Annotated in this window: 16 protein-coding genes; 7 read left to right on the forward strand and 9 right to left on the reverse strand. The window is 74.4% G+C overall.

Going from position 1 to position 20,195, the window contains the following annotated elements; genetic code table 11:
- Positions 1 to 84: 84 nt before the first annotated feature.
- Complete coding sequence (locus tag G1H19_RS07840; protein ID WP_202925854.1) at positions 85 to 981, reverse strand: cation diffusion facilitator family transporter; 897 nt, start codon at positions 979 to 981, stop codon at positions 85 to 87.
- Between the two features lie 257 nt (positions 982 to 1,238).
- Positions 1,239 to 2,321, reverse strand: coding sequence for a M23 family metallopeptidase (locus tag G1H19_RS22560; RefSeq protein ID WP_235928056.1), 1,083 nt, complete (start codon positions 2,319 to 2,321; stop codon positions 1,239 to 1,241).
- A 445-nt stretch (positions 2,322 to 2,766) separates the two neighbouring features.
- Between G1H19_RS22560 and G1H19_RS07850 the strand changes: the two genes are divergently transcribed.
- From G1H19_RS07850 to G1H19_RS07860, 3 genes are read left to right on the forward strand one after another with little or no spacing between them, the layout of a single operon-like run.
- Positions 2,767 to 3,945 (forward strand): alcohol dehydrogenase catalytic domain-containing protein, encoded by a 1,179-nt coding sequence (locus G1H19_RS07850; protein ID WP_152729822.1) that lies wholly within the window; start codon positions 2,767 to 2,769, stop codon positions 3,943 to 3,945.
- 55 nt (positions 3,946 to 4,000) lie between these two features.
- Positions 4,001 to 5,317 carry an MFS transporter gene (locus G1H19_RS07855; RefSeq protein ID WP_235909712.1) on the forward strand — a complete coding sequence of 439 codons (1,317 nt, stop codon included), beginning with the start codon at positions 4,001 to 4,003 and terminating at the stop codon, positions 5,315 to 5,317.
- 38 nt (positions 5,318 to 5,355) lie between these two features.
- Positions 5,356 to 6,240, forward strand: coding sequence for an oxidoreductase (locus G1H19_RS07860; protein ID WP_152729823.1), 885 nt, complete (start codon positions 5,356 to 5,358; stop codon positions 6,238 to 6,240).
- A 33-nt stretch (positions 6,241 to 6,273) separates the two neighbouring features.
- Here G1H19_RS07860 and G1H19_RS07865 read toward each other — a convergent pair whose 3' ends face one another.
- The 3 genes from G1H19_RS07865 to sfnG all read right to left on the reverse strand — a co-directional run bounded on the left by G1H19_RS07865 (position 6,274) and on the right by sfnG (position 10,190).
- Positions 6,274 to 7,893, reverse strand: a complete 1,620-nt coding sequence (locus G1H19_RS07865) for an ABC-F family ATP-binding cassette domain-containing protein (protein ID WP_162392713.1) — start codon at positions 7,891 to 7,893, stop codon at positions 6,274 to 6,276.
- A 40-nt stretch (positions 7,894 to 7,933) separates the two neighbouring features.
- A complete protein-coding gene (ligD, locus tag G1H19_RS07870) occupies positions 7,934 to 8,887 on the reverse strand; it encodes a non-homologous end-joining DNA ligase (protein ID WP_162392714.1) in 954 nt (317 codons plus the stop codon).
- A 154-nt stretch (positions 8,888 to 9,041) separates the two neighbouring features.
- Entirely contained in the window at positions 9,042 to 10,190 is a 1,149-nt protein-coding gene (gene sfnG, locus G1H19_RS07875; RefSeq protein ID WP_152729824.1) for a dimethylsulfone monooxygenase SfnG, read from the reverse strand.
- Positions 10,191 to 10,491: 301 nt separating this feature from the next.
- Between sfnG and G1H19_RS07880 the strand changes: the two genes are divergently transcribed.
- A complete protein-coding gene (locus G1H19_RS07880; RefSeq protein WP_162392715.1) occupies positions 10,492 to 11,553 on the forward strand; it encodes a winged helix DNA-binding domain-containing protein in 1,062 nt (353 codons plus the stop codon).
- A gap of 25 nt (positions 11,554 to 11,578) precedes the next feature.
- Here the strand turns inward: G1H19_RS07880 and G1H19_RS07885 are convergent, their stop codons facing one another.
- From G1H19_RS07885 to G1H19_RS07895, 3 genes are all read right to left on the reverse strand, one after another.
- Positions 11,579 to 12,334: an SDR family NAD(P)-dependent oxidoreductase gene (locus G1H19_RS07885; protein WP_235928057.1), complete on the reverse strand. Its 756-nt coding sequence runs from the start codon at positions 12,332 to 12,334 to the stop codon at positions 11,579 to 11,581.
- Positions 12,331 to 13,110 (reverse strand): creatininase family protein, encoded by a 780-nt coding sequence (locus tag G1H19_RS07890; protein ID WP_162392716.1) that lies wholly within the window; start codon positions 13,108 to 13,110, stop codon positions 12,331 to 12,333. Before G1H19_RS07890 ends, G1H19_RS07885 begins: the two co-directional genes overlap by 4 nt.
- 72 nt (positions 13,111 to 13,182) lie before the next feature.
- Entirely contained in the window at positions 13,183 to 14,574 is a 1,392-nt protein-coding gene (locus G1H19_RS07895; RefSeq protein ID WP_152729825.1) for a sugar porter family MFS transporter, read from the reverse strand.
- A gap of 140 nt (positions 14,575 to 14,714) precedes the next feature.
- On the opposite strand from G1H19_RS07895, the gene G1H19_RS07900 reads away from it, so the two are divergent.
- The 3 genes from G1H19_RS07900 to G1H19_RS07910 all read left to right on the forward strand — a co-directional run bounded on the left by G1H19_RS07900 (position 14,715) and on the right by G1H19_RS07910 (position 19,003).
- Positions 14,715 to 16,043 carry an amidohydrolase family protein gene (locus tag G1H19_RS07900; protein WP_162392717.1) on the forward strand — a complete coding sequence of 443 codons (1,329 nt, stop codon included), beginning with the start codon at positions 14,715 to 14,717 and terminating at the stop codon, positions 16,041 to 16,043.
- 263 nt (positions 16,044 to 16,306) lie between these two features.
- A complete protein-coding gene (locus tag G1H19_RS07905; protein WP_202925856.1) occupies positions 16,307 to 17,248 on the forward strand; it encodes a cutinase family protein in 942 nt (313 codons plus the stop codon).
- 135 nt (positions 17,249 to 17,383) lie between these two features.
- Positions 17,384 to 19,003 carry a phytoene desaturase family protein gene (locus G1H19_RS07910; protein WP_174278002.1) on the forward strand — a complete coding sequence of 540 codons (1,620 nt, stop codon included), beginning with the start codon at positions 17,384 to 17,386 and terminating at the stop codon, positions 19,001 to 19,003.
- On the opposite strand, the gene G1H19_RS07915 is transcribed toward G1H19_RS07910, so the two are convergent.
- Positions 18,987 to 20,162, reverse strand: a complete 1,176-nt coding sequence (locus G1H19_RS07915; protein WP_162392718.1) for a substrate-binding domain-containing protein — start codon at positions 20,160 to 20,162, stop codon at positions 18,987 to 18,989. The genes G1H19_RS07910 and G1H19_RS07915 overlap by 17 nt on opposite strands.
- Between the last annotated feature and the right edge of the window lie 33 nt (positions 20,163 to 20,195).

Genomic DNA, 20,195 nt, shown 5'->3' on the forward strand with positions numbered 1-20,195 from the left:
GAGCGTCCGGTGGGGGCGAGGGCGGCCGGCCTTCAGGGGCCCGCGGCGTGCGGAGCGCGTCGTGGGGGGAAGGCCGGTCCTTCATCAGTCGTGCGAGGCGGCCTCGTGGGTGCGGTGGCCCGGGGACTCCAGCTGGAACGTGCAGTGCGCGACGTCGAAGTGCGAGCCGAGGCAGGCGCCGAGCGCGTCCAGCACCCGCCCGCCGTGGCCGACGTCCAGTGCCGCGTCGGTGACCACGACGTGCGCGGAGAGCACCGGCAGCCCAGAGGTGATGGTCCAGGCGTGCAGGTCGTGCACGCCGATCACGTCCGGCACACCCAGCACGTGCCGGCGGACGTCTTCCAGGTCGACGCCGCGGGGCGCCGCCTCCAGCAGCACGTCCAGCGCCTCCCGGAGCAGCGACCAGGCCCGGGGCAGCACCAGGAACCCCACGACCACCGAGGCCAGCACGTCGGCGGGCGTCCACCCGGTGGTGGCGATGACGAGGGCGGCCACGATGACGGCGACCGAGCCGAGCGCGTCACCGGCCACCTCCAGGTAGGCCCCGCGCAGCGTCAGCGACTCGCCCCGGCCGCGGCGCAGCACCTCCAGGCACACCAGGTTGACCACCAGCCCGGCCACCGCGACCCACAGCATCAGGCCGGAGGCGATGTCGGGCGGGTCGCCGATCCGGCCGACCGCCTCGACCAGCACGTAGACGGCGACCCCGAGGAGCAGCAGCCCGTTCGCGACCGCGGAGAGCACCTCCAGGCGCTGCCAGCCGAAGGTGCGCCGGCCGGCGGCGGGGCGCTGGGCCAGGGACACCGCGCCCAGGGCGAGGGCGATGCCCAGCGCGTCGGTGGCCATGTGCCCGGCGTCGGCCAGCAGCGCCAGCGAGCCGGACAGCACTCCCCCGACCACCTCCACGCCCAGCACGCCCAGCGTCAGGCCCAGCACCACGGCCAGCCGGCGGCGCTGCGCGCCGCTGGCCGTGCCGTGCACGTGCGTGTGCCCGTGGGCGTGCCCGTGCGCGTGCCCCTGACGTGGACCGCGACTGGTGGACGGGTGCCTGTCGTGCACGGGCCCGGGCGCGGCGCTCACCGGCACCACGCCGTCACCGCCGGGTGTCACATGCGTCCTCGTGCATGCGACGAGTGTGCACCACGCCTCCCGGCCTGGACGCCGACCGGGTGGTGGGCGCGGCGACAGGGCGGGGCGGGGCGGGGCCGACCGGGGCAGGGGTCAGCCGGGTGCAGGTCTCAGGGGACGACGCCGTGGTCGGCGAGCCAGACCAGCGGGTCGACCTTCTCCCCGTCGATGCCGCCGACGATCACCTCGAAGTGCAGGTGCGGCCCGGTCGACTGGCCGCGACTGCCGAGCAGCGCGATGGTGTCGCCCGCCCGCACCGTCTGACCGACCTCGACCAGGATTTGCTCCATGTGGCCGTAGACGGTGACGATGCCGTCGGCGTGCTGGATGTAGACGACCTGGCCGTAGCCACTGGCCGCACCGGCCTCGATGACCACGCCGTCCATGGCCGCGTACTCGGGGGTGAGCATCGGGGCGGCGAGGTCGATGCCGGCGTGCAGCGTGCCCCAGCGGTAGCCGAAGGGGCTGCTCAGCCGGGCACCGGCGACCGGGAGCACCACCGTGGGGCGAGCCGCCTCGGCGGCGGCGGCCGCAGCGGCGGCCTCGGCCGCGGCAGCCTCCTCCGCGGCGACCCGGTCGGCCTCGGTCTGCACCTGCGTGGCACGCACCGCGGCGCTCGTACGCTCGGCGCGGGAGGCCGCCATCTCCTGCAGGAGCCGCCCGGCCTCCACGTCGCTCACCCGGGTCCGCTGCGCCTCGCGACCGAGCTGCTCGGCGACGCTGGTGCTGACCTCGACCGCCTCGTCGGCCTGGGCTGCACCGTCGGTACCGGTGGTGACCAGACCCACGCCGGTGGCCCCCACCAGGGCGGCGGCGACGTAGACGCGGGGCCGGCGCTTCTCCACCGGGCGGCGGTGCCGGCCACCGGCGGCGCGGTGCCGCACCGCGGGCGCCGCAGGTACGGCTGCTGCCCCGGTCTCGGCGGCGGCCTCGGTCTCGGTCTCGGCCTCGGCCTCGGCGGCGGGCACCGTCTCGGCGGCGGGCTCGGGCTCGGCCTCGGCCGGGACGGGCGCCGGAGGCAGCACGACCGTGGGCAGCGCCGGCAGCGGCACGGTCACGTCCACGCTGGCCACGGCGTCCGACCCCAGGTCGACCGGGGTCACCGCGACGGACCGGGTGCGGCCCAGCACGCGGGACGAGCCCACCGACGTGGGGCAGGACGCGCCGAGCACGGCCACCAGCTGCGCCTCCACGGGGGAGGCGGCGCCGGCGGGAGGCCGACGGCCGGGTGCGCGGGTGTCGTGCGCGGACCGCTGGGCACCCCCGGGACCACGGGAGGGCGTGGAGGGTGCCGAGCCGGCCGAGGGGCCGGCGCCGGGGCTCACGACGCCGTCGAGCAGTCGGGCTGGGTGCTGCGGTCTCATCCACCTGGCTTCCGGTAGCACTGTGCAGGGCGGGGCCCATGTAAACACGCCGTGACCCCGTCGTGATCTCCTCCTGGGGACACAGCCGGCTGTTTCGTGACCGAGGTCACGACAGGATGTGTCAACGCTGCACGCTCCGTGATGTCGTACGTGCACACCCGTGAACGCGTGTCGCGCACCGTGGCGGGTAGGGGGACGAACGTCACGCCTCCCCGGGCGGCTCGGCAGGACCACGCCCGGGGACGGCGTCCACCCCGATCCGAGGAGAGCCCCCATGCGCGCAGTGACCTGGCACGGCCGGGACGACGTCCGCGTCGACACCGTCCCCGATCCCTCCATCAAGGACCCCACCGACGTCATCGTCGAGGTGACGTCCTCCGGGATCTGCGGCTCGGACCTCCACCTCATCGAGGTCATGGCGCCTTTCATGACCGTCGGCGACGTCATGGGCCACGAGCCGATGGGCATCGTCCGCGAGGTGGGTCCGGAGGTGACCGGCGTGCGCGCCGGCGACCGGGTCGTCGTCCCGTTCAACATCTCCTGCGGCACCTGCTGGATGTGCGAGCAGGGCCTGCAGAGCCAGTGCGAGACCACCCAGAACCGGGACACCGGGATGGGCGCGTCGCTGTTCGGCTACACCAAGCTCTACGGGCAGGTCCCCGGCGGGCAGGCCGAGCTGCTGCGGGTGCCCTTCGGCAACACCCTGCCGATCACCGTCCCGCACGGCCCGCCCGACGACCGCTTCGTCTACCTGTCCGACGTGCTGCCCACCGCCTGGCAGGCCGTGCAGTACGCCGCCGTGCCGCCCGGCGGCACCGTGCTGGTGCTCGGGCTGGGCCCGATCGGTGACATGGCCGCCCGGATCGCCGCCCACCTGGGGTCACGGGTGGTGGCCGTGGACGTCGTCCCGGAGCGGATCGCCCGGGCCCGGGCCCGCGGCATCGAGGTGATCACCTCCACCGAGCAGGCCGACGTGGTGCAGGCGATCCGGGACAAGACCGACGGCCGCGGCGCCGACGCCGTCATCGACGCGGTCGGCATGGAGGCGCACGGCTCCCCCGGCGCCCGGCTGGCCCAGAAGGCGACCGCACTCGTCCCCGACGCGATCATGGAGAAGGTGATGACCGTGGTCGGCATCGACCGGCTGGCGGCCGTCAACACGGCCATCGAGGCGGTGCGCCGCGGCGGCACCATCTCGCTGTCCGGGGTGTACGGCGGTGCCACCGACCCGATGCCGCTGATGCGGATGTTCGACAAGCAGGTGCAGATGCGGATGGGGCAGGCCAACGTGTGGCGCTGGGTGCCCGACATCCTGCCGTTGCTGGCCGACGAGGACGTGCTCGGCGTCGACGACTTCGCCACCCACCGCGTGCCGCTGGCGGACGCTGCCACGGCCTACGAGGACTTCCGTCAGAAGCGCAACGGCACCGTGAAGGTGCTGCTGCAGCCCTGACACCGTCCCGGGGGCGGCCGGCGGCCCGCCGCCCCCGGGTCGGGTGAGCGATCTCATGCGGGTCGCGGGGACGCCGGGGCCACCCGGTGGGCTTGGCTGGAGGAGGGCGCGCGCCGGCGCGCCGCCCGACTCCCCTCCCCTCCCCGAGGAGCCCGCCCTGCCCCGCGCCCTGCTCGCCCTGGCCATCGGCGCCTTCGGCATCGGCACGACCGAGTTCGTCGTCCTGGGCATGCTGCCGGACATCGCCGAGGGGCTGGGCGTGTCGGTGTCCGCGGTGGGCCTGCTGATCTCGGCCTACGCCCTCGGCGTCGTCGTCGGGGCACCGCTGCTGACCGCTGTCGGCGTGCGGTTCACCCCGCGGCAGACGCTGGTCGCGTTGATGGTGCTGTTCACCGTCGGCAACGCGCTGTCGGCGGTCGCGCCCGACTACACCACGCTCGCGGTCGCCCGGGTGCTCACTGCCCTGGCGCACGGCTCGTTCTTCGGTGTCGGTGCGGTGGCGGCCCGCCGGATGGTCCCGCGGGAGAAGGCCGGCCGGGCCATCTCGCTGATGATCTCCGGGCTCACGCTGGCCAACGTGATCGGGGTGCCGCTGGGCACCTTCGTCGCCCAGACCACCAGCTGGCGCTACGTGCTCGCCGGCGTCGCGGTGATCGGCCTGGTGACCATCGCGGCCCTGCTCGCCTGGATGCCGGACGCGGCCGGTGAGCCGACCGACCTGCGGGCCGAGCTGGCCGCGTTCCGCCGTCGTCAGGTGTGGCTGGTGCTGGGCGTGACGATGGTCGGCTTCTCGGCCATGTTCGCCGTGTACAGCTACGTCAACCCGATCCTCACCGAGCTGGGCGGCATCCCGGAGGCCTGGGTCACCCCGGTGCTCGCCCTGTTCGGCGTGGGCACCACGGTCGGCACGCTGGTCGGCGGCCCGCTGGGCGACCGGTTCGGCTTCGCCTTCGTCGCCACCGGCCTGGTGGCGATCGCCGGGGTGCTGGCCGCGTTCGCCGTCCTCGCCCGGACGCCGGCTGCCGCGGTCGCCCTGCTGGTGCTCTTCGGCACGATCGCCTTCGCGCTGGGCCCGGTCGTGCAGGACCGGGTGATCGTGGCGGCCCGGGTGCGCGGCGGGACGCTGGTGTCCGCGGCCAACCAGGGCGCGTTCAACGTGGCCAACGCCCTGGGCGCCGCCCTCGGCGCGGCCACGCTGTCGGCCGGCCTGGGCTACACCGCGCCGATCTGGGTGGGCGCGCTGCTCGCCCTGGCCGGGGCGGGCGTGGCGCTGGCGGCACTGCACGGCGAGCGCCGGGAGCTGCCCGACCCGGTGGAGCAGGACGTCGTCGCATGGACCGGCGCGGTGGCACCGCTGGCCGCCACCGCCTGAGACGGTGCGCCCCGCCGACACGGGGTAGAACGGTGGGCATGGCGATCACCGCGGACACGGCAGGCCGGTTCTCCCTGGGCGACCGGGAGGTCAACCGGATGGGCTACGGCGCGATGCAGCTGGCCGGCCCGCACGTGATGGGTCCGCCGGCCGACCGGAAGGCCGCCGTCGCGGTGCTCCGCCGGGCCGTGGAGCTCGGGGTCGACCACATCGACACCAGCGACTACTACGGCCCGTACGTGACCAACGAGATCATTCGCGAGGCGCTGCACCCCTACCCCGAGGACCTCGTCCTGGTCACCAAGATCGGCGCCCGCCGGACGCCGGACGGGGCCTGGCCGGAGGCGCTGTCCGCCGACGAGCTGCGCCAGGCGGTGCACGACAACCTCGGCCGCCTGGGCCTGGACGTGCTCGAGGTGGTCAACCTGCGGATGCCCGGGTTCGCCGGGCCGGACGGCCGCTCGGTCACCGAGCCGATGGAGGCCCTGGCGCAGCTGCAGTCCGAGGGGCTCGTCCGGCACATCGGGGTGAGCAACGTGGACACCCAGCAGCTCGCCGACGCCCGGGCGATCGCCCCGGTGGTGTGCGTGCAGAACCACTACAACCTCGTGCACCGGGACGACGACGCGATGGTCGACGCGCTGGCCCGCGACGGCATCGCCTACGTGCCGTTCTTCCCGCTCGGCGGCTTCTCCCCGCTGCAGTCGGCTGCCCTGGAGCAGGTCGCCCGCACGTTGGAGACCACGCCGATGCAGGTGGCCCTGGCCTGGCTGCTGCAGCGCTCGCCGAACGTGCTGCTCATCCCGGGCACCTCGTCGGTGGCGCACCTGGAGGCCAACCTGGAGGCCGGCGCCCACCGGCTCGGCCCGGTCGAGCTGGAGGCACTGGAGCAGATCGGCGGCCCGGGCACCGCACCCGCCTGAGCAGGCGCCGGACGGGCCCGCGGCCGGCCGCCCTCAGCGGGCGCGCTGCACGCGGGCCTCGTCGAAGACCGGCTCGGCGGCCTCGTAGACCACGCCGTCGGAGCCGAAGACCAGGAACCGGCCGAAGGACCGGGCGAACCAGCGGTCGTGGGTCACCGCCACCACGGTGCCGTCGAAGGCGGCCAGCGCCTGCTCCAGCGACTCGGCGGAGAGCACGTCCAGGTTGTCCGTGGGCTCGTCGAGCAGCAGCAGCGTGGCCCCGGAGAGCTCCAGCAACAGCACCTGGAAGCGGGCCTGCTGGCCGCCGGACAGCGACCGGAAGAGCTGGTCGCCCTGGGCGGCCAGCCCGTAGCGGCGCAGCGTGGCCATCGCCCGGCCGCGGTCCACGCCCGGCCGACCCGGCTCGCCGTGCCACAGCAGGTCGACCAGGGTCTCGTCCAGCCACTCCGGGTGGGCGTGGGTCTGGGCGAAGAAGCCCGGCACGACGCGGGCGCCGAGCCGCCACGTGCCGGTGTGGTCGACGTCCTGGCCGGCCATGAGCCGCAGGAAGTGCGACTTGCCGGCGCCGTTCGCACCGAGCACGGCCACCCGGTCGCCGTAGTCCAGTTCCAGGTCGAAGGGCTTCATCAGCCCGGTCAGCTCCAGCTGCTCGGCGACGAGCACCCGGATGCCGGTGCGGCCGCCGGTCAGCCGCATCGACACCTCCTGCTGCGGCGGGCGCTCCGGCGGCGGCCCGGCGGCCTCGAACTTGGCCAGCCGGGTCTGCATCGCGTGGTACCGGGCGGCCATGTCCGGGGAGTTCTTGGCCAGCTGCTGCATCGTGCGGGTGAGGTCGACCAGCCGCTGGTGCTCCTCGTCCCAGCGGCGGCGCAGCTCGGCCATCCGCTCGTGCCGGGCCTCGCGGGCCTGCGGGTAGGCGGAGAACCGGCCGCCGTGCACCCACGCCGTGCCGCCCTCGACGGTGACCACGCGGTCGGCGACGGTGTCCAGCAGCTCCCGGTCGTGGCTGACGAACAGCACCGTCTTGCGGGTCTCCTGGAGCCGCTGCTCCAGCCACCGCTTGCCGGGCACGTCCAGGTAGTTGTCCGGCTCGTCGAGCAGCAGCACCTGGTCCGGGCCGCGCAGCAGCCACTCCAGGGCCAGCCGCTTCTGCTCCCCACCGGACAGCGTCTGCAGCTCGCGGTACTTGCACCGCTCGTACGGCACGCCGAGCGCCGCGACGGTCACGGTGTCCCAGGTGACCTCGACGTCGTAGCCGCCGACGTCGCCCCAGTGGCCCAGCGCCGTCGCGTAGGCCATCTGCGTCGGCTCGTCGTCGGACTCCATGAGCGCGAGCTCCGCGGCCTGGACGGCGTCCCACGCCTGGGTGACCGGGGCCGGGGCCAGGTCGACCAGGAAGCGCTCCACGGTGGTGTCGTCGCGGACCGAGCCGATGAACTGCCGCATCACGCCCAGCCCGCCGACCAGTGCCACCGACCCGGCCTCCGGGGTCAGGTCGCCGCTGATGATCCGCAGCAGCGTCGTCTTGCCGGCGCCGTTCTCCCCGACCAGCGCGGCGCAGGCGCCGTCGCCCACCCGGAACGAGACGTCGTCCAGCAGCACCCGCCCGTCCGGGAGGGTGAACCGGACACCGGTGACGTCGACGTATCCCACGTGGCCATCCTCCCCGACGACGTGCCGGGTCGGAGCGCGGTCAGGCCTCGGGCTCGGGTGGTGTCTCGACGCCGGCGGCGGCGTCGCGGTCGGACCACGCCAGCAGCGGGGCCGGGTCGAAGACGGCGGCGTCGATCCCGGCGTGCAGGTCACCGAGCCGGGCGAAGCGCTCGGGCACCGTCGCGATGGTGAAGTCGCCCGGCTCGGCGTCGGCGATCTCGGCCCACGTGACCGGCGTCGACACGGTGCCCTCGGCGTTGCCGCGCACCGAGTAGGCAGCGGCGATGGTGTGGTCGCGGGCGTTCTGGTTGTAGTCGACGAAGACCGCCCGCGGGTCGCGGTCCCTGCGCCACCAGGCCGTGGTGACGTCGTCGGTGCGCCGCTCGACCTCCCGGGCGAAGGCGAGCGCTGCCCGGCGGACGTCGGCGAACGGCACCGGCGGGACGCGCACGTAGACGTGCAGGCCGCGCCCACCGGAGGTCTTCGGGAAGCCGACGGCGCCGAGCTCGTCGAGCACCTCCTGCACCACCCCGGCGACCCGGCGCACGGTGGCCCAGTCGGCGTCGGGCATCGGGTCCAGGTCGATCCGCCACTCGTCGGGCAGCTCGACGTCGGCCCGGCGGCTGTTCCACGGGTGGAACTCCACCGTCGACATCTGGACCGCCCAGGCCACGTGCGCCAGGTGGGTGACGCAGAGCTCGTCGGCGGTGCGGTTCCAGCGCGGGAAGTGCACCCGCACCGTCTCCAGCCAGGGCGGTGCCCCGGCGGGCACCCGCTTCTGGTGCACCTTCTCCCCCGCCACGCCGGTCGGGAAGCGGTGCAGCATGCACGGCCGCTCGCGCAGCGCGGTGACGATGCCGTCGCCGACGGACAGGTAGTACTGCAGCAGGTCCAGCTTGGTCTCCCCGCGGGCCGGGAAGTAGACCCGGTCGGGGTTGGACAGCCGCACGGTCAGCCCGTCGACGTCGATCTCCAGCGCTGCCGAGCTGCCCACCGCGCGACCCCCGCCCTCGATCACGCGGTCAGAGGTAGGAGAGCAGCACCGACAGCGCCCCCAGCACCAGCGCCACCACGATGACGCCGGCCACGAGACGCTGTCGGCGCAGGCTCATCATGCGCAGGACGGTAACCCGTCCAGCGGGTCGACGTCAGCGGGCCGCCGTCGCGGGGGCGAACTCGGTGGGCGCGAACCCGGCGGCCGCCTCCAGCTCGCGCACCACCGGCAGCACGCGGGCGCCGAAGTACTCGATCTCCTCCTGGAAGTGCAGGAACCCGCAGAGGAAGAGGTCGACGCCGTGGCGGCGGAACTCCACGATCCGCTCGGCGATCTGCTCCGGCGTCCCGATGAGGTTGGTCCGGAAGCCGTCGTTGTACTGCACCAGGTCCTCGAAGGAGGAGTCGGCCCACATGCCCTTCCCGTCCCCGGTCGAGTTGCCGGCCTGCTGCACGGCGTCCCGGAAGCCCTCGACGGCGGGCCTGTTCGCCTTGGCGACGATCTCGCGCAGCGTCTCGTGCGCCTCGGCCTCGGTGTCGCGGGCGATGACGAAGCCGTTGAGCCCGAAGCGGACCCGGCGTCCCAGCGGGTCGGCGACCGCGCGGACGTCACGGATCTGCTCGTCGATGCCGGCGAGGTCCTTGCCGTTGCTGAAGTACCAGTCGGAGACCCGGCCGGCCATCTGCCGGGCGGCGGTGGAGTTGCCGCCCTGGAACACCTCGGGGTGCGGGCGGCCCGGTGAGGACAGCGGCTTGGGCTTGAGGTCGAAGTCGCGGAACCGGTAGAAGTCGCCGCCGAGCGTGTAGCCCTCCTCGGTCCAGATGCCCTTCAGCGCGGTGATGAACTCCTCGCTGCGGCGGTAGCGCTCGTCGTGCTCCAGCCACGGCTCGCCCATGGCGGTGAACTCGCCCTTGAACCACCCGGAGACGACGTTGACGGCGAACCGGCCGCCGGACATGTGGTCGGCGGTGGCGCCGAGCTTGGCCAGCACGCCGGGCTGCCACATGCCGGGGTGCACGGCGGCGATCACCTTCAGCCGCTCGGTGGCCAGCAGCAGGCCGAGGGAGAACGACGTCGACTCGTGCTGGAACTCCGCGCCGTAGCTGGCCATGTAGCGAACCTGGGACAGCGCGTACTCGAAGCCGACGGCCTCGGCGGTCCGCGCCAGCTTCCTGTTGTAGTCGAAGCCCCAGTCGGTGCGCTGCTCGATGGTGGAGGTGACCAGGCCACCACTGACGTTGGGGACCCAGTAGGCGAACTTCGAGGCCTGCAGCTCGTCGTCGGGGGTGTTCGGTGCGCTCATCGGTGGACTCCTCGTGCCGGAGGGACAGGGGACGGACGTGTGCTCGGGCGGCCCGGGCAGGGGTGGTCGCTGCCCGGGCCGGTGCGTGCGGTCGACGACCCGCGGTCGGGGCGTGCGGACGCGACGTGCGGTCGGGGGCGTGCGGTCGGGCGGGAGCGGTGGCTCAGCGCGGACAGGCACAGGTGCACACGAGCGAGAAGTCGACGACCCGGCGGCGGGTCAGCTCCTGGCGTGGCACGGCACCACTGAACCACACCACTCTGGTAGAGAATGCGTCAGCACCCCGTGCCACAGTGACCAGGTGACCAGCGCCACCGAGATCAGCCTGCTCCGGATCGCCGCCCAGCGGCTGGCCGGGCCCCGGCACGCCACCCCGGCCGACGCGGTCCGCTGGTCGCTGTGCGTGCAGGGCCAGGAGCTGCCCGGGGCGCTGAGCGCGGTCGCGCTGCGCACCACCGACGGCAGCCGGGCCGGCGTCCGTGCGGCGATGGACGCCGGGGACGTCGTCCGGTCGTGGCCGATGCGCGGCACGCTGCACCTGGTGGCCGGCGACGACCTGCCCTGGCTGCTGGAGCTGCTCACCGCCCGGGCGCTGAGCGGGGTGGAGAAGCGCCGGGAGGTCGTGCAGCTGACCGTCGCGGACCTGGAGCGTTCCCGGGAGCTCGCGGTCGGGCTGCTGTCCGGGCGGCGCCGGCTGTCCCGCCCCGACCTGCTCGCCGCGCTCGGCGAGGCGGGCGCGCTGGTCGACGGCCCGCGGGGCTACCACACGCTGTGGTTCCTCTCCCAGACCGGGACGCTGGTGCTGGGGCCCACCGACGGCACCGAGCAGCAGTTCGTGCTGCTCGAGGAGTGGCTGCCCGGGGCGCGCCGGCCGGAGCGGGAGGAGGCCCTCGGCGAGCTGGCGTGGCGCTACCTCGCCGGCCACGGCCCGGCGACCGTCCCCGACCTGGTGCGCTGGGCCGGGTTGACCGTGCGCGACGCCCGGGCCGGGCTGGCGCTGGTCCGCGACCGGCTGGAGTCGACGACCGTCGACGGCACCGAGCACTGGCTGGACCCCGCGACGCCGGAGCTGCTCGCCGCGCACCGCGCCGACGCGCAGCGGGTGCTGCTGCTGCCCGGGTTCGACGAGCTGGTGCTGGGCTACGCCGACCGCAGCTGCACCGTGCCGGCCGAGCACGCCGCCCGCATCGTGCCCGGCAACAACGGCGTCTTCCGCCCGACCGTCGTCGTGGGGGGCGTGGCGGTGGCGACGTGGAGGGTCACCGGCGCGCGGCGGGCGGTCACCGTCGAGGCGTTCGGCACCCTGGACCCCGCGGTCGAGGCCACCGTCCCCGACCTCGCCGCGGGCCCGGCCTGGGCCTGAGCCCGGGTCCGGGCGGTGGGCCGGTTCAGTGCGTGACCATGCCGCCGGTGACGTTGAGGGCGTCGCCGGTGAGGTAGTCGGCGTCGGAGGAGGCGAGGAAGAGCGCGGCGCGGGCGACGTCGGCCGGTTCGGCGAGCCGGCCCAGCGGCGAGCGGGCCGACCAGCGGGCGACGTCGGCGGCGGTGCGGGTGCCGGCGCCCATCTCGGTGAGCACGTAGCCGGGGCAGATGCAGTTGACGGTGATGCCGTGCGGGCCCAGCTCCTCGGCCGACGCGCGGGTGAGCCCGATGACCGCGGCCTTGGACGCGGCGTAGTGCGCCTGCCCCGCTCCCCCGGCCTTGCCGCCCATGCTCGCCATGTTGACCACCTTGCCGATGGAGTCCGCCGACGGCGTGCGGGCGGCGATCATCGCGCGGGCCACGACCTGGGTCGTCACCAGCATGGCGCGCACGTTGACCGCGAACACCTCGTCCCACTCGGCGGGCTCCAGCTCCAGCAGGGAACCGAAGCGCAGCACGCCGGCGTTGTTGACCAGCACGTCCACGCCGCCGAGGTCGGCGACCGCCTTCTCGGTGACGTCCCGGGTGGCCCGCACGTCGGCCAGGTCGACGGCGTACGCGCGCCCGCCGGCGGCCTCGGCCACCCGCTCGGCGTCCTCGGCCAGCCGGTCCAGCACGGCGACCCGCGCCCCCTCGGCGGCGAACGTCGCGACGATCGCCGCCCCGATGCCCCGGGCGCCGCCGGTCACCACCACCCGGCGGCCGCCCAGCCGGCCGGTCACGGGCGCGGGCTGGGGTCGAAGCGGGCGACCTCGGCGAAGGCCTCACCGAGGTGGGCGACCATGGCCTTCGCGCGCTGCTCGCCGCGCTCGGCGGTGGCCCCGGTGGCGTCGCCGATCACACCGGACGGGCCGAAGTCGTCCGACGTCCAGCCGAAGCTGACCGAGCCGCCGAAGCGCACGTGCCGGTAGTCGTCCAGGTGTTCGGGCACCCAGCGGTCGGCGGCGGACATGTCGACCAGGTCCGGGCGCAGGTGCAGCATCAGCGAGGTCTCCTCCAGCCCGCCGTGCACGCCCATGCCGAGCTCCTCGACCGGGCTCTCCCCGCCCTGGTCGGCGGGCACCCCGGGGTGCAGCGTGAAGGTGCGCAGCCCGTGTGCCAGCCGGAGGTCGCGGGCGGCGACCTGCAGCAGCGCGGAGTTCCCGCCGTGGCCGTTGAGGAAGGCCAGCCGGCGCGCCGGCGTCTTCGCCACGCAGCGGCCGAGGTCGTCCAGCACGGCGAGCAGCGTGGCCGCCGAGAGCCAGAAGGTGCCACCGGACCAGGCGTGCTCGTTGCTCTTGGTGTACGCCAGCGGCGGCAGCAGCCACAGGTCGAGCTCCTCGCCGAACTGCTCGACGACGCGCTCGGCGAGGCTCTGCGCGGCGATCAGGTCGGTGGCCACCGGCAGGTGCGGTCCGTGCTGCTCGATCGCCCCGGTCGGCAGCACGAGCACCGAGTCGGGGCCGAGTGCTGCGGTGATGGCGGGGGCGGACAACTCGGTGAGCAGGCGCACGGTCACGCCGGCGGACGCTAGGGCGCCGGTGTGTCCGTCCCGTGTCGCCGCCGTGTCGGCCGGGCGGCGGCGGGCAGGTCAGTGTGCGCGGGCGGCGCTTGGCGCGACGTCCTCCGGGGTGAGCTCGATGCCGAGCGCCGCCTCCATCTCCTCCAGCGGCACGCCCTTGGTCTCCGGCATGACCCGCAGCACCCACACCAGCTGGCCGACCATGCAGACGAAGAACAGCGAGAACGCAGCGCCACCGCCGAGCACGGCGGCGATCCCCGGGAAGGACCAGGAGACGACGGCGGCGAACACCCAGTGCGTCAAGCTGCCCAGCGACTGGCCCCGGCCCCGGATCCGGCTGGGGAAGATCTCGGAGATGAAGACCCAGATGACCGCCCCCTGACCGAAGGCGTGCGCGGCGATGAAGACGACCAGGCCGCCGAGCACCAGGACGCTGGAGGTCCCGGAGAACTGACCGTCGTAGACGAAGAACACCGCGGCCAGGCCGCCGAGGCTGACCAGGTAGCCGATCGAGCCGATGAGCATCAGCTTCCGGCGGCCGATCCGGTCGATCACCGTCAGCGCCGCCATCGTGGCGACCAGGTTCACCAGACCGACGACGACGCTCTGCAGGCCGGCTGCGCTGTCGCCGGCCCCGGCCATCCGGAACACGTCGGGGGCGTAGTACAGGATCGCGTTGATCCCGGACAGCTGGTTGAAGGCCGCGATGGCCACGGCCAGCATGATCACCTTGCGGTTCTCCCGGACGAAGAACGGCGCCTGCGCCAGACCCGCACCCCGGCCCAGCTCCTCGTCGATCTCGCGCACCTGCACCGCGGCCTCCGCCGGGTCGGCGGTCAGCCGGGACATCACCGCGACGCCCTCCTCCCGCCGGCCCACCGAGAGCAGCCAGCGGGGCGTCTCCGGGGTGGTGGACAACAGCAGGAAGAACACCGCGGCCGGCGCCGCCATGACGATGAACATCCACCGCCAGGCCACGTCCGCCGGAAGCAGCGCGGCGATCGCCACGTTCGACAGGTACGCCAGCAGGATGCCGAGCACGATGTTGAACTGCACCAGGCCGACCAGCCGGCCGCGGTGCCGGGGCGGGGCGATCTCGGCGGTGTAGATCGGCGCCACCACCGACGCCACGCCGACCCCGATCCCGCCGAGGAAGCGGAAGGCCATGAACAGCGGCAGCGAGGTGACCACGCCGCTGCCGATCGCGCCGACGAAGTACAGGACGCCGATCGCGAAGAGCACCTTCTTCCGGCCGTAGCGGTCGACCGGGCGGCCGGCGACGAGCGCGCCGACGATCGTGCCGATCAGCGCGGTCGCGACGGTGAAGCCGAGCATGAACCCGTCGATGCCGTAGACCCGTTCCAGGTCCTCGGTGGTCCCGGAGATCACCGCGGTGTCGAAGCCGAACAGCAGGCCGCCGAGGCCGGCCACCACGGCACTCCTGATCACCAGTGCGTTCATCTCGACAGCGCCCCTCTGCGCTCGGTAAGTGACGGAGGTCACGCTAGGCCGGTGCGGCCGATCCGGCAGGTCGAGACCGGCCCGGGCCGCACCGGTCGGCGCGCACCCGGCCGTAACACGGGGCTGCCAGGGTCGCCGGCGTGCTGACCGTCGCAGGGGCCCTCGTCGTCCGGACCACCAGCGGGGAGCGCGACGGCGTCGCGGTCACCTGCGCCGACGGCCGGGTCGTCGACCTGGGCGCCACACCGCAGCCGCCCGGTGAGGTGCTGGACGCGAGCGGCTGCGTGGTGACCGCCGGCCTGGTCAACGCGCACGCCCACCTGCTGCAGACCGCCTTCCGCACCCTGCCCGGCACCCGCGGCGTCCCGATGGCGCAGTGGCTGCCGGCCATGGCCGCGGCCTACCGCGCCACCGGGGTGGACGGCGAGCTCGCCCACGCGGCGGCGTCCGCCGGGCTGGCCGAGGCCCTGCTGTGCGGCGTGACCACGGTGGCCGACCACCACCTGACCTGGCCGGCCGGCACCGGGGACGGCGTCGAGCTGGCCTCCGCGGTGGCCGCCGCGGCCCGCGACCTCGGCGCGCGGGTGGTGTTCGTCCGCGGCAGCGCGGGGGACGACCCCGGCACCGCGGCCGCCTCCGCCGAGGCGGTCGTGGCGGCCCTGCTGCCGGCCCGCGACGGCGGGGCACCGGCCGGCGGGGTCACCGCGGACGGGATGTTGCAGGTGGCGGTCGGCCCCGCCGGCGTGCACAGCGACTCCCCGGAGACCTTCCGCCTGCTCGGCGAGGTGGCCGCCCGGCACGGGTTGCGCCGGCGCACCCAGGCCAACGAGCAGGTCGACGTGGTGGCGGCCGGGCAGCGGTACGGCCGGCGGCCGCTGGAGCTGCTGGACGAATGGGGCTGGCTGGCGCCGGACGTGACCCTGGCCCACCTGTGCGCGATCACCGACGCGGAGCTGGCCCGGGTCGCCGGCAGCGGGGCGAGCGCCACCCACGCGCCGGGGTGCGACCTGCCGATGGGCTGGGGCGTGGCGCCGATGGCCGCCCTGTCCGACGCCGGCGTGGCCGTGGGTCTGGGCACCAGCGGGGGTGGGTCCAACGACGCCGGGCACCTGCTGGCCGACGCACGGTTGGCGATGCAGGTGGCGCCGCTGGTCGGCCGCCCGGTCGCGGCGCGCGAGGTGCTGGACTGGGCCGGCCGCGGCTCGGCCGACGGGCTCGGCCGGGCCGACCTGGGCCGGATCGAGCTGGGCGCGGCCGCCGACCTCGTCTGCTGGGACGTGACCGGGGTGGCCGACGCCGGGGTCGCCGACCCGGTCGCCGGACTGCTGTGGGCAGCTCCGGGACGGCGTCCCCGGCACGTGGTGGTGGCCGGTCGGGTGGTGGTGCGGGACGGCCGGTTGCTGACCCGGGACGAGACCTCCGTCACCCGGGAGCTGGCGTCCCTGTTGGGCCGTCGCACCGCTCCGTGACCGGAACGGGCAGCTCAGAGCCGCGTGCGGCGACGCTGGGGCGGCTCCTCCGGCCCCGACCCGACGCCTCACGCTGCGTCACTCATGTTGGCGTGATAGTTGGTTGCAGATAACGACACGCCGCGGATGCCCGATGATCACCTCCCGTTGTCTTGTCCGCATGACCGCGCCGTGTGCACGATCGGCGCGCGCTGTGCGCCGGCCGGCGGTCAGTGCCATGGGGTCCGGTACCGGTCCGGGCCCAAGATCGAGATCGGACTCCCATGCAACTGCCCTCCCTCGTCAGTCGAGTCCTCGCCGGACTCAGCCTCACCGTCCTGGCCACCACCGGTGCGATCGTCGCCACCCAGGCCAGCGCCTCCGCCGCCACCCCCTGCGCCGACATCGACGTCGTCTTCGCCCGCGGCTCCACCGAGCCCCAGGGCCTCGGCACGCTGGGCACCCCCTTCGTCAGCGCGCTGCGCAGCCAGCTGACCGGGTACACCGTGGCCAGCTACGCGGTCGTCTACGCCGCCGACATCACCCAGACCAGCGCGGGCGCCGGGTCCAGGGACGCGGTCAACTACATCACCCAGACCGCGGCCGCCTGCCCGAACACCCGCTTCGTGCTCGGCGGCTACTCCCAGGGTGGGACGGTCATCGACAAGACCGTCGGCATCCAGATCGCCCTGGGCGGCGCCGGCGCGGCCATCCCGGCCAACCTGTCCGACCGCGTGTCCGCCGTCGTCGCGTTCGGCAACCCGCTGGGTCTCACGGGCGGGGCCACGATCGCCAGCTCCAGCACCGTCTACGGGCCCCGGTCCAAGGACTACTGCAACCAGACCGACCCCGTCTGCGGCAGCCAGCCCAAGACCGGCTCCGGCTCGCACCTGAGCTACGGCAGCAACGGCGCGGTCACCCAGGCCGCCACCTTCGCCGCCGGGCTGGTCAAGGCCGGCACCGCGCCGACCACGCCCACGCCCACGCCCACGCCCACGCCCACCGACCCGACCACGCCCACCACGCCGCCGGTCACCCCGCCGGCCACCGGCACCTGCGTCCGCGACGACACCAGCGACCACGTCGAGGCCGGGCGCGCCACCGCGGTGTTCGGCCAGGCCTACGCCCTGGGCAGCCGTAACCGCCTCGGCCGGGAGAGCTCGTTCAACGTCGTCTCCCTGCGTCAGACCGCGCCCGACACCTGGACGCTCGTCAGCGCCTGCTGACCCCCGGGCAGCAGCCCGCAGCACGACCCGTGGCCACGTCGGCAGTCGCCGGCGTGGCCACGGCCGTGTGCGGGTGTGCGGTGCCGGACACGGCGGTGTGACCCGGCCGTCACGCCCGGCCGTCAGGCTGCGGTGGTGACGGACCTGAGCAGGGCAGACGTCGTCGTCGTCGGTGGCGGGCACAACGGGCTGGTGTGCGCGGCGTACCTCGCCCGGGCCGGGCTGGACGTGCTGGTGCTGGAGGCGCGGGACACCACCGGCGGCTGCGCCTCCACGGTGGACGCCCTGGACGGCGCCCGCGTCAACATCTGCAACTGCGACCACACCATGGTGCGCACCACCTCGATCGCCGAGGACCTCGACCTCGCCGCCCACGGGCTGCGCTACCTGGAGGTCGACCCGCAGGCACTGCAGGTCGGCTGGGACACCGGCAGCGCGCCCTTCGTGCAGTTCCGCGACGTCGAGCGCACCCTCGCCGGCCTGGCGCACACCCACCCCGACCAGGTGGACGGCTACCGGCGCTACCTGGCCCACGCGACGCCGGTGGCCCGGCTGCTGACCGAGCTGACCTCGGCCCCGCCCACGCCGGGCTCGGTGCTCCGGCGGCTCGCCGACCGCCGCGCCGCGGCACTCCCCCGGCTGCTGGACTGGAGCCGGCGCAGCGTCGGTGAGGTGCTGGGCCGCTACTTCACCGACGACTCGCTCATCGCCGGGGCCTTCGCCACCGGGCCGGCGGTCTGGGGCGTCACCCACGGCACCCCGGGCACCGGGCTGGGCGCCACCGGCATGGCGATGCGGCACCTGGTCGGCATCGGCCGCCCGGTCGGCGGCAGCGGCGCGCTGCCCGCGGCACTCACGTCCGCGTTCGAGGCGGCCGGTGGCCGGGTGCGCACCGGCACCCGCGTGACCGGCCTCGTCGTGGAGGGCGAGGCCGTGCGCGGCGTGCGGCTGGCCACCGGCGAGCTCGTCGAGGCCGGCACCGTGGTGTGCGCGGTCGACCCGCGGGAGGCACTGGTCGACTGGCTCACCCCGGCCCCGGCGGGCGCGCTGCCCACCCGGGCCCGGGCGATGGTGGGCCGCTGGACCCGCCGGCCGTCACCGGAGGGCTACGAGTCCAAGCTGGACGCCGTCGTCGGGACGCTGCCGCAACTGCCCCAGGTGGACGACGCGCTGCTGGCCCGGGTGGGCGCCTTCGACCAGAACGTGCCGACCACGACCGTGTCGCCCGGTCTCGCCGAGATCAGCGCCGCGCACGCCCTGCTGCCCTCCGGTCAGGTCGCGGACCGGCCGATGCTGCTGGTCAACACACCGTCGGTGCTCGACCCGACGATGCGGGTGGGGGCGGACCACGTCTTCTCCCTGGAGGTGCTGTGGACGCCGTACGCGCTGCCCGGTGGGTGGGCCGACTCGGCGGAGCCGAAGCGCTGGCTGGACGCCTACGCCGGGCAGGTGGCCTCGGGCTTCCTCGACGGCGTGCGCCGCTGGCGGGTGATGACCCCGGAGGACTACGAGCGCGACTTCTCCATGGCCCGCGGCTACGCGCCGTCCTTCGGTGGTGGGCCGCTGGCGGCGCTGGTCGGCCGGGACCGGGAGCTGACCCGGTACGAGACCCCGGTGCGCGGGCTGTTCCTCACCGGGGCCGGCACCTTCCCGGGCGCTGGCGTCTGGGGCGCCTCCGGCCGCAATGCGGCGTCGGTGGTGCTCCGTCGCGCCGGCGCCCGGGCGCCCGGCGTGGCCGTCAGCCGGCCACGCTGATCGACATGTCGATGAACTCGTTGGTGACCAGGTCCGCGGGGGTGATGCCGTCCGCGGGAGCGGTGCCCTGCTCGGTGAAGATCGGCGTCGTCTGGTCGATGAGGGTCTGCACCCGGGCCTCGTCCATGTTGCCGTGGGTGTCGTCGGGCCCGTTGCCGACCAGGCCGAGCTCGGCCTGGGTCTGCACCGAGTAGTCGGCCACGCCCTGCGTGTACACCCAGCCGGTGTCGTACTGCTCGACCAGTTCCAGGATGATCGCGTTGACCCGGGTCGGGTCGGCCAGGTAGTCGACGTCGGCCTGCTGCATGACCGGGACGAGCGCCGTCAGGCACTCCGACATGCCCTCCAGGTCCTCGGTGCGCACCGACATCGACGACTGGTAGGGCTGGAAGCCCGCGTCGTAGACGAGCTGGTAGTCGACCGGCTTGCCCCAGCTGTCCACCTCGTTCTCGTAGATGTAGGGCTCGGCCGAGGCGAAGCCCTGCTGGGCGGCCTTGCCCTCGGCGGCGACGAAGCCGGCCGGGGTGCCGTCGTAGCTGCCGTCCACCTGGCCGGGGTCGAGGATGCCGGCGCCGGTCAGGTAGGCCATGTAGGCCGAGCCCTCGAAGTACCGGACGGTCGCACCGGTGCCCTTCAGGTCGGCGATCGACTGCACGTCGGGGTAGGTCGACGGGTCCCACATGATCATGGTGGGCGACTTCTCCAGCGGTGCCAGGACCGCCGTCGTCGGCTGCTCGGCGGAGTTCTGGATCGCCTCGTCGGTGGCGATGTAGCCCATGTCGATCGAGTCGTCGGCGTACATCTGGGCGGTGACCGTCTGGAACCCGATCGCCGGGCCACCCGCCCGGATCTCCAGTTTCACCCCGGTGCTGTCGCCGGCCGAGTCGATCAGCGTGCCGCTGACGGTCTTGGTGTCGGCGTCCACCACGTAGTCCTCGCCGAGGGACTCGTAGAGCCCGCCGTGCTCGCTCTCCGGGTTCCAGTCGGTCTGCACGACGACGGTGTCCGGGCAGCCGGCGGCTGCCAGGTCGGTCGCGCCCACCTCACCGGAGGGCCCGGCAGCGGCCGAGCTCTCCTCGTCGCTCCCGCACGCGGACAGGACGATGCTGGCGAGCAGGGCACCGGCGACGAGGCCGGCCTTGTTCGTGGTGCTGCGCACGGGCGCTCCTAGGGCAGGGTGGCACAGCGCCTC

Source organism: Goekera deserti (assembly GCF_010685995.1).
In the GTDB taxonomy this organism is placed as follows: Bacteria; Actinomycetota; Actinomycetes; order Mycobacteriales; family Geodermatophilaceae; genus Goekera; species Goekera deserti.

Coding starts and splice junctions, on each gene's coding strand:
- G1H19_RS07855 (WP_235909712.1), top strand. CDS start 4,001: ATGCGGGTCGCGGGGACGCCGGGGCCACCCGGTGGGCTTGGCTGGAGG.
- G1H19_RS07905 (WP_202925856.1), top strand. CDS start 16,307: ATGCAACTGCCCTCCCTCGTCAGTCGAGTCCTCGCCGGACTCAGCCTC.
- sfnG (WP_152729824.1), bottom strand. CDS start 10,190: ATGAGCGCACCGAACACCCCCGACGACGAGCTGCAGGCCTCGAAGTTC.
- G1H19_RS07850 (WP_152729822.1), top strand. CDS start 2,767: ATGCGCGCAGTGACCTGGCACGGCCGGGACGACGTCCGCGTCGACACC.
- G1H19_RS07895 (WP_152729825.1), bottom strand. CDS start 14,574: ATGAACGCACTGGTGATCAGGAGTGCCGTGGTGGCCGGCCTCGGCGGC.
- G1H19_RS07860 (WP_152729823.1), top strand. CDS start 5,356: ATGGCGATCACCGCGGACACGGCAGGCCGGTTCTCCCTGGGCGACCGG.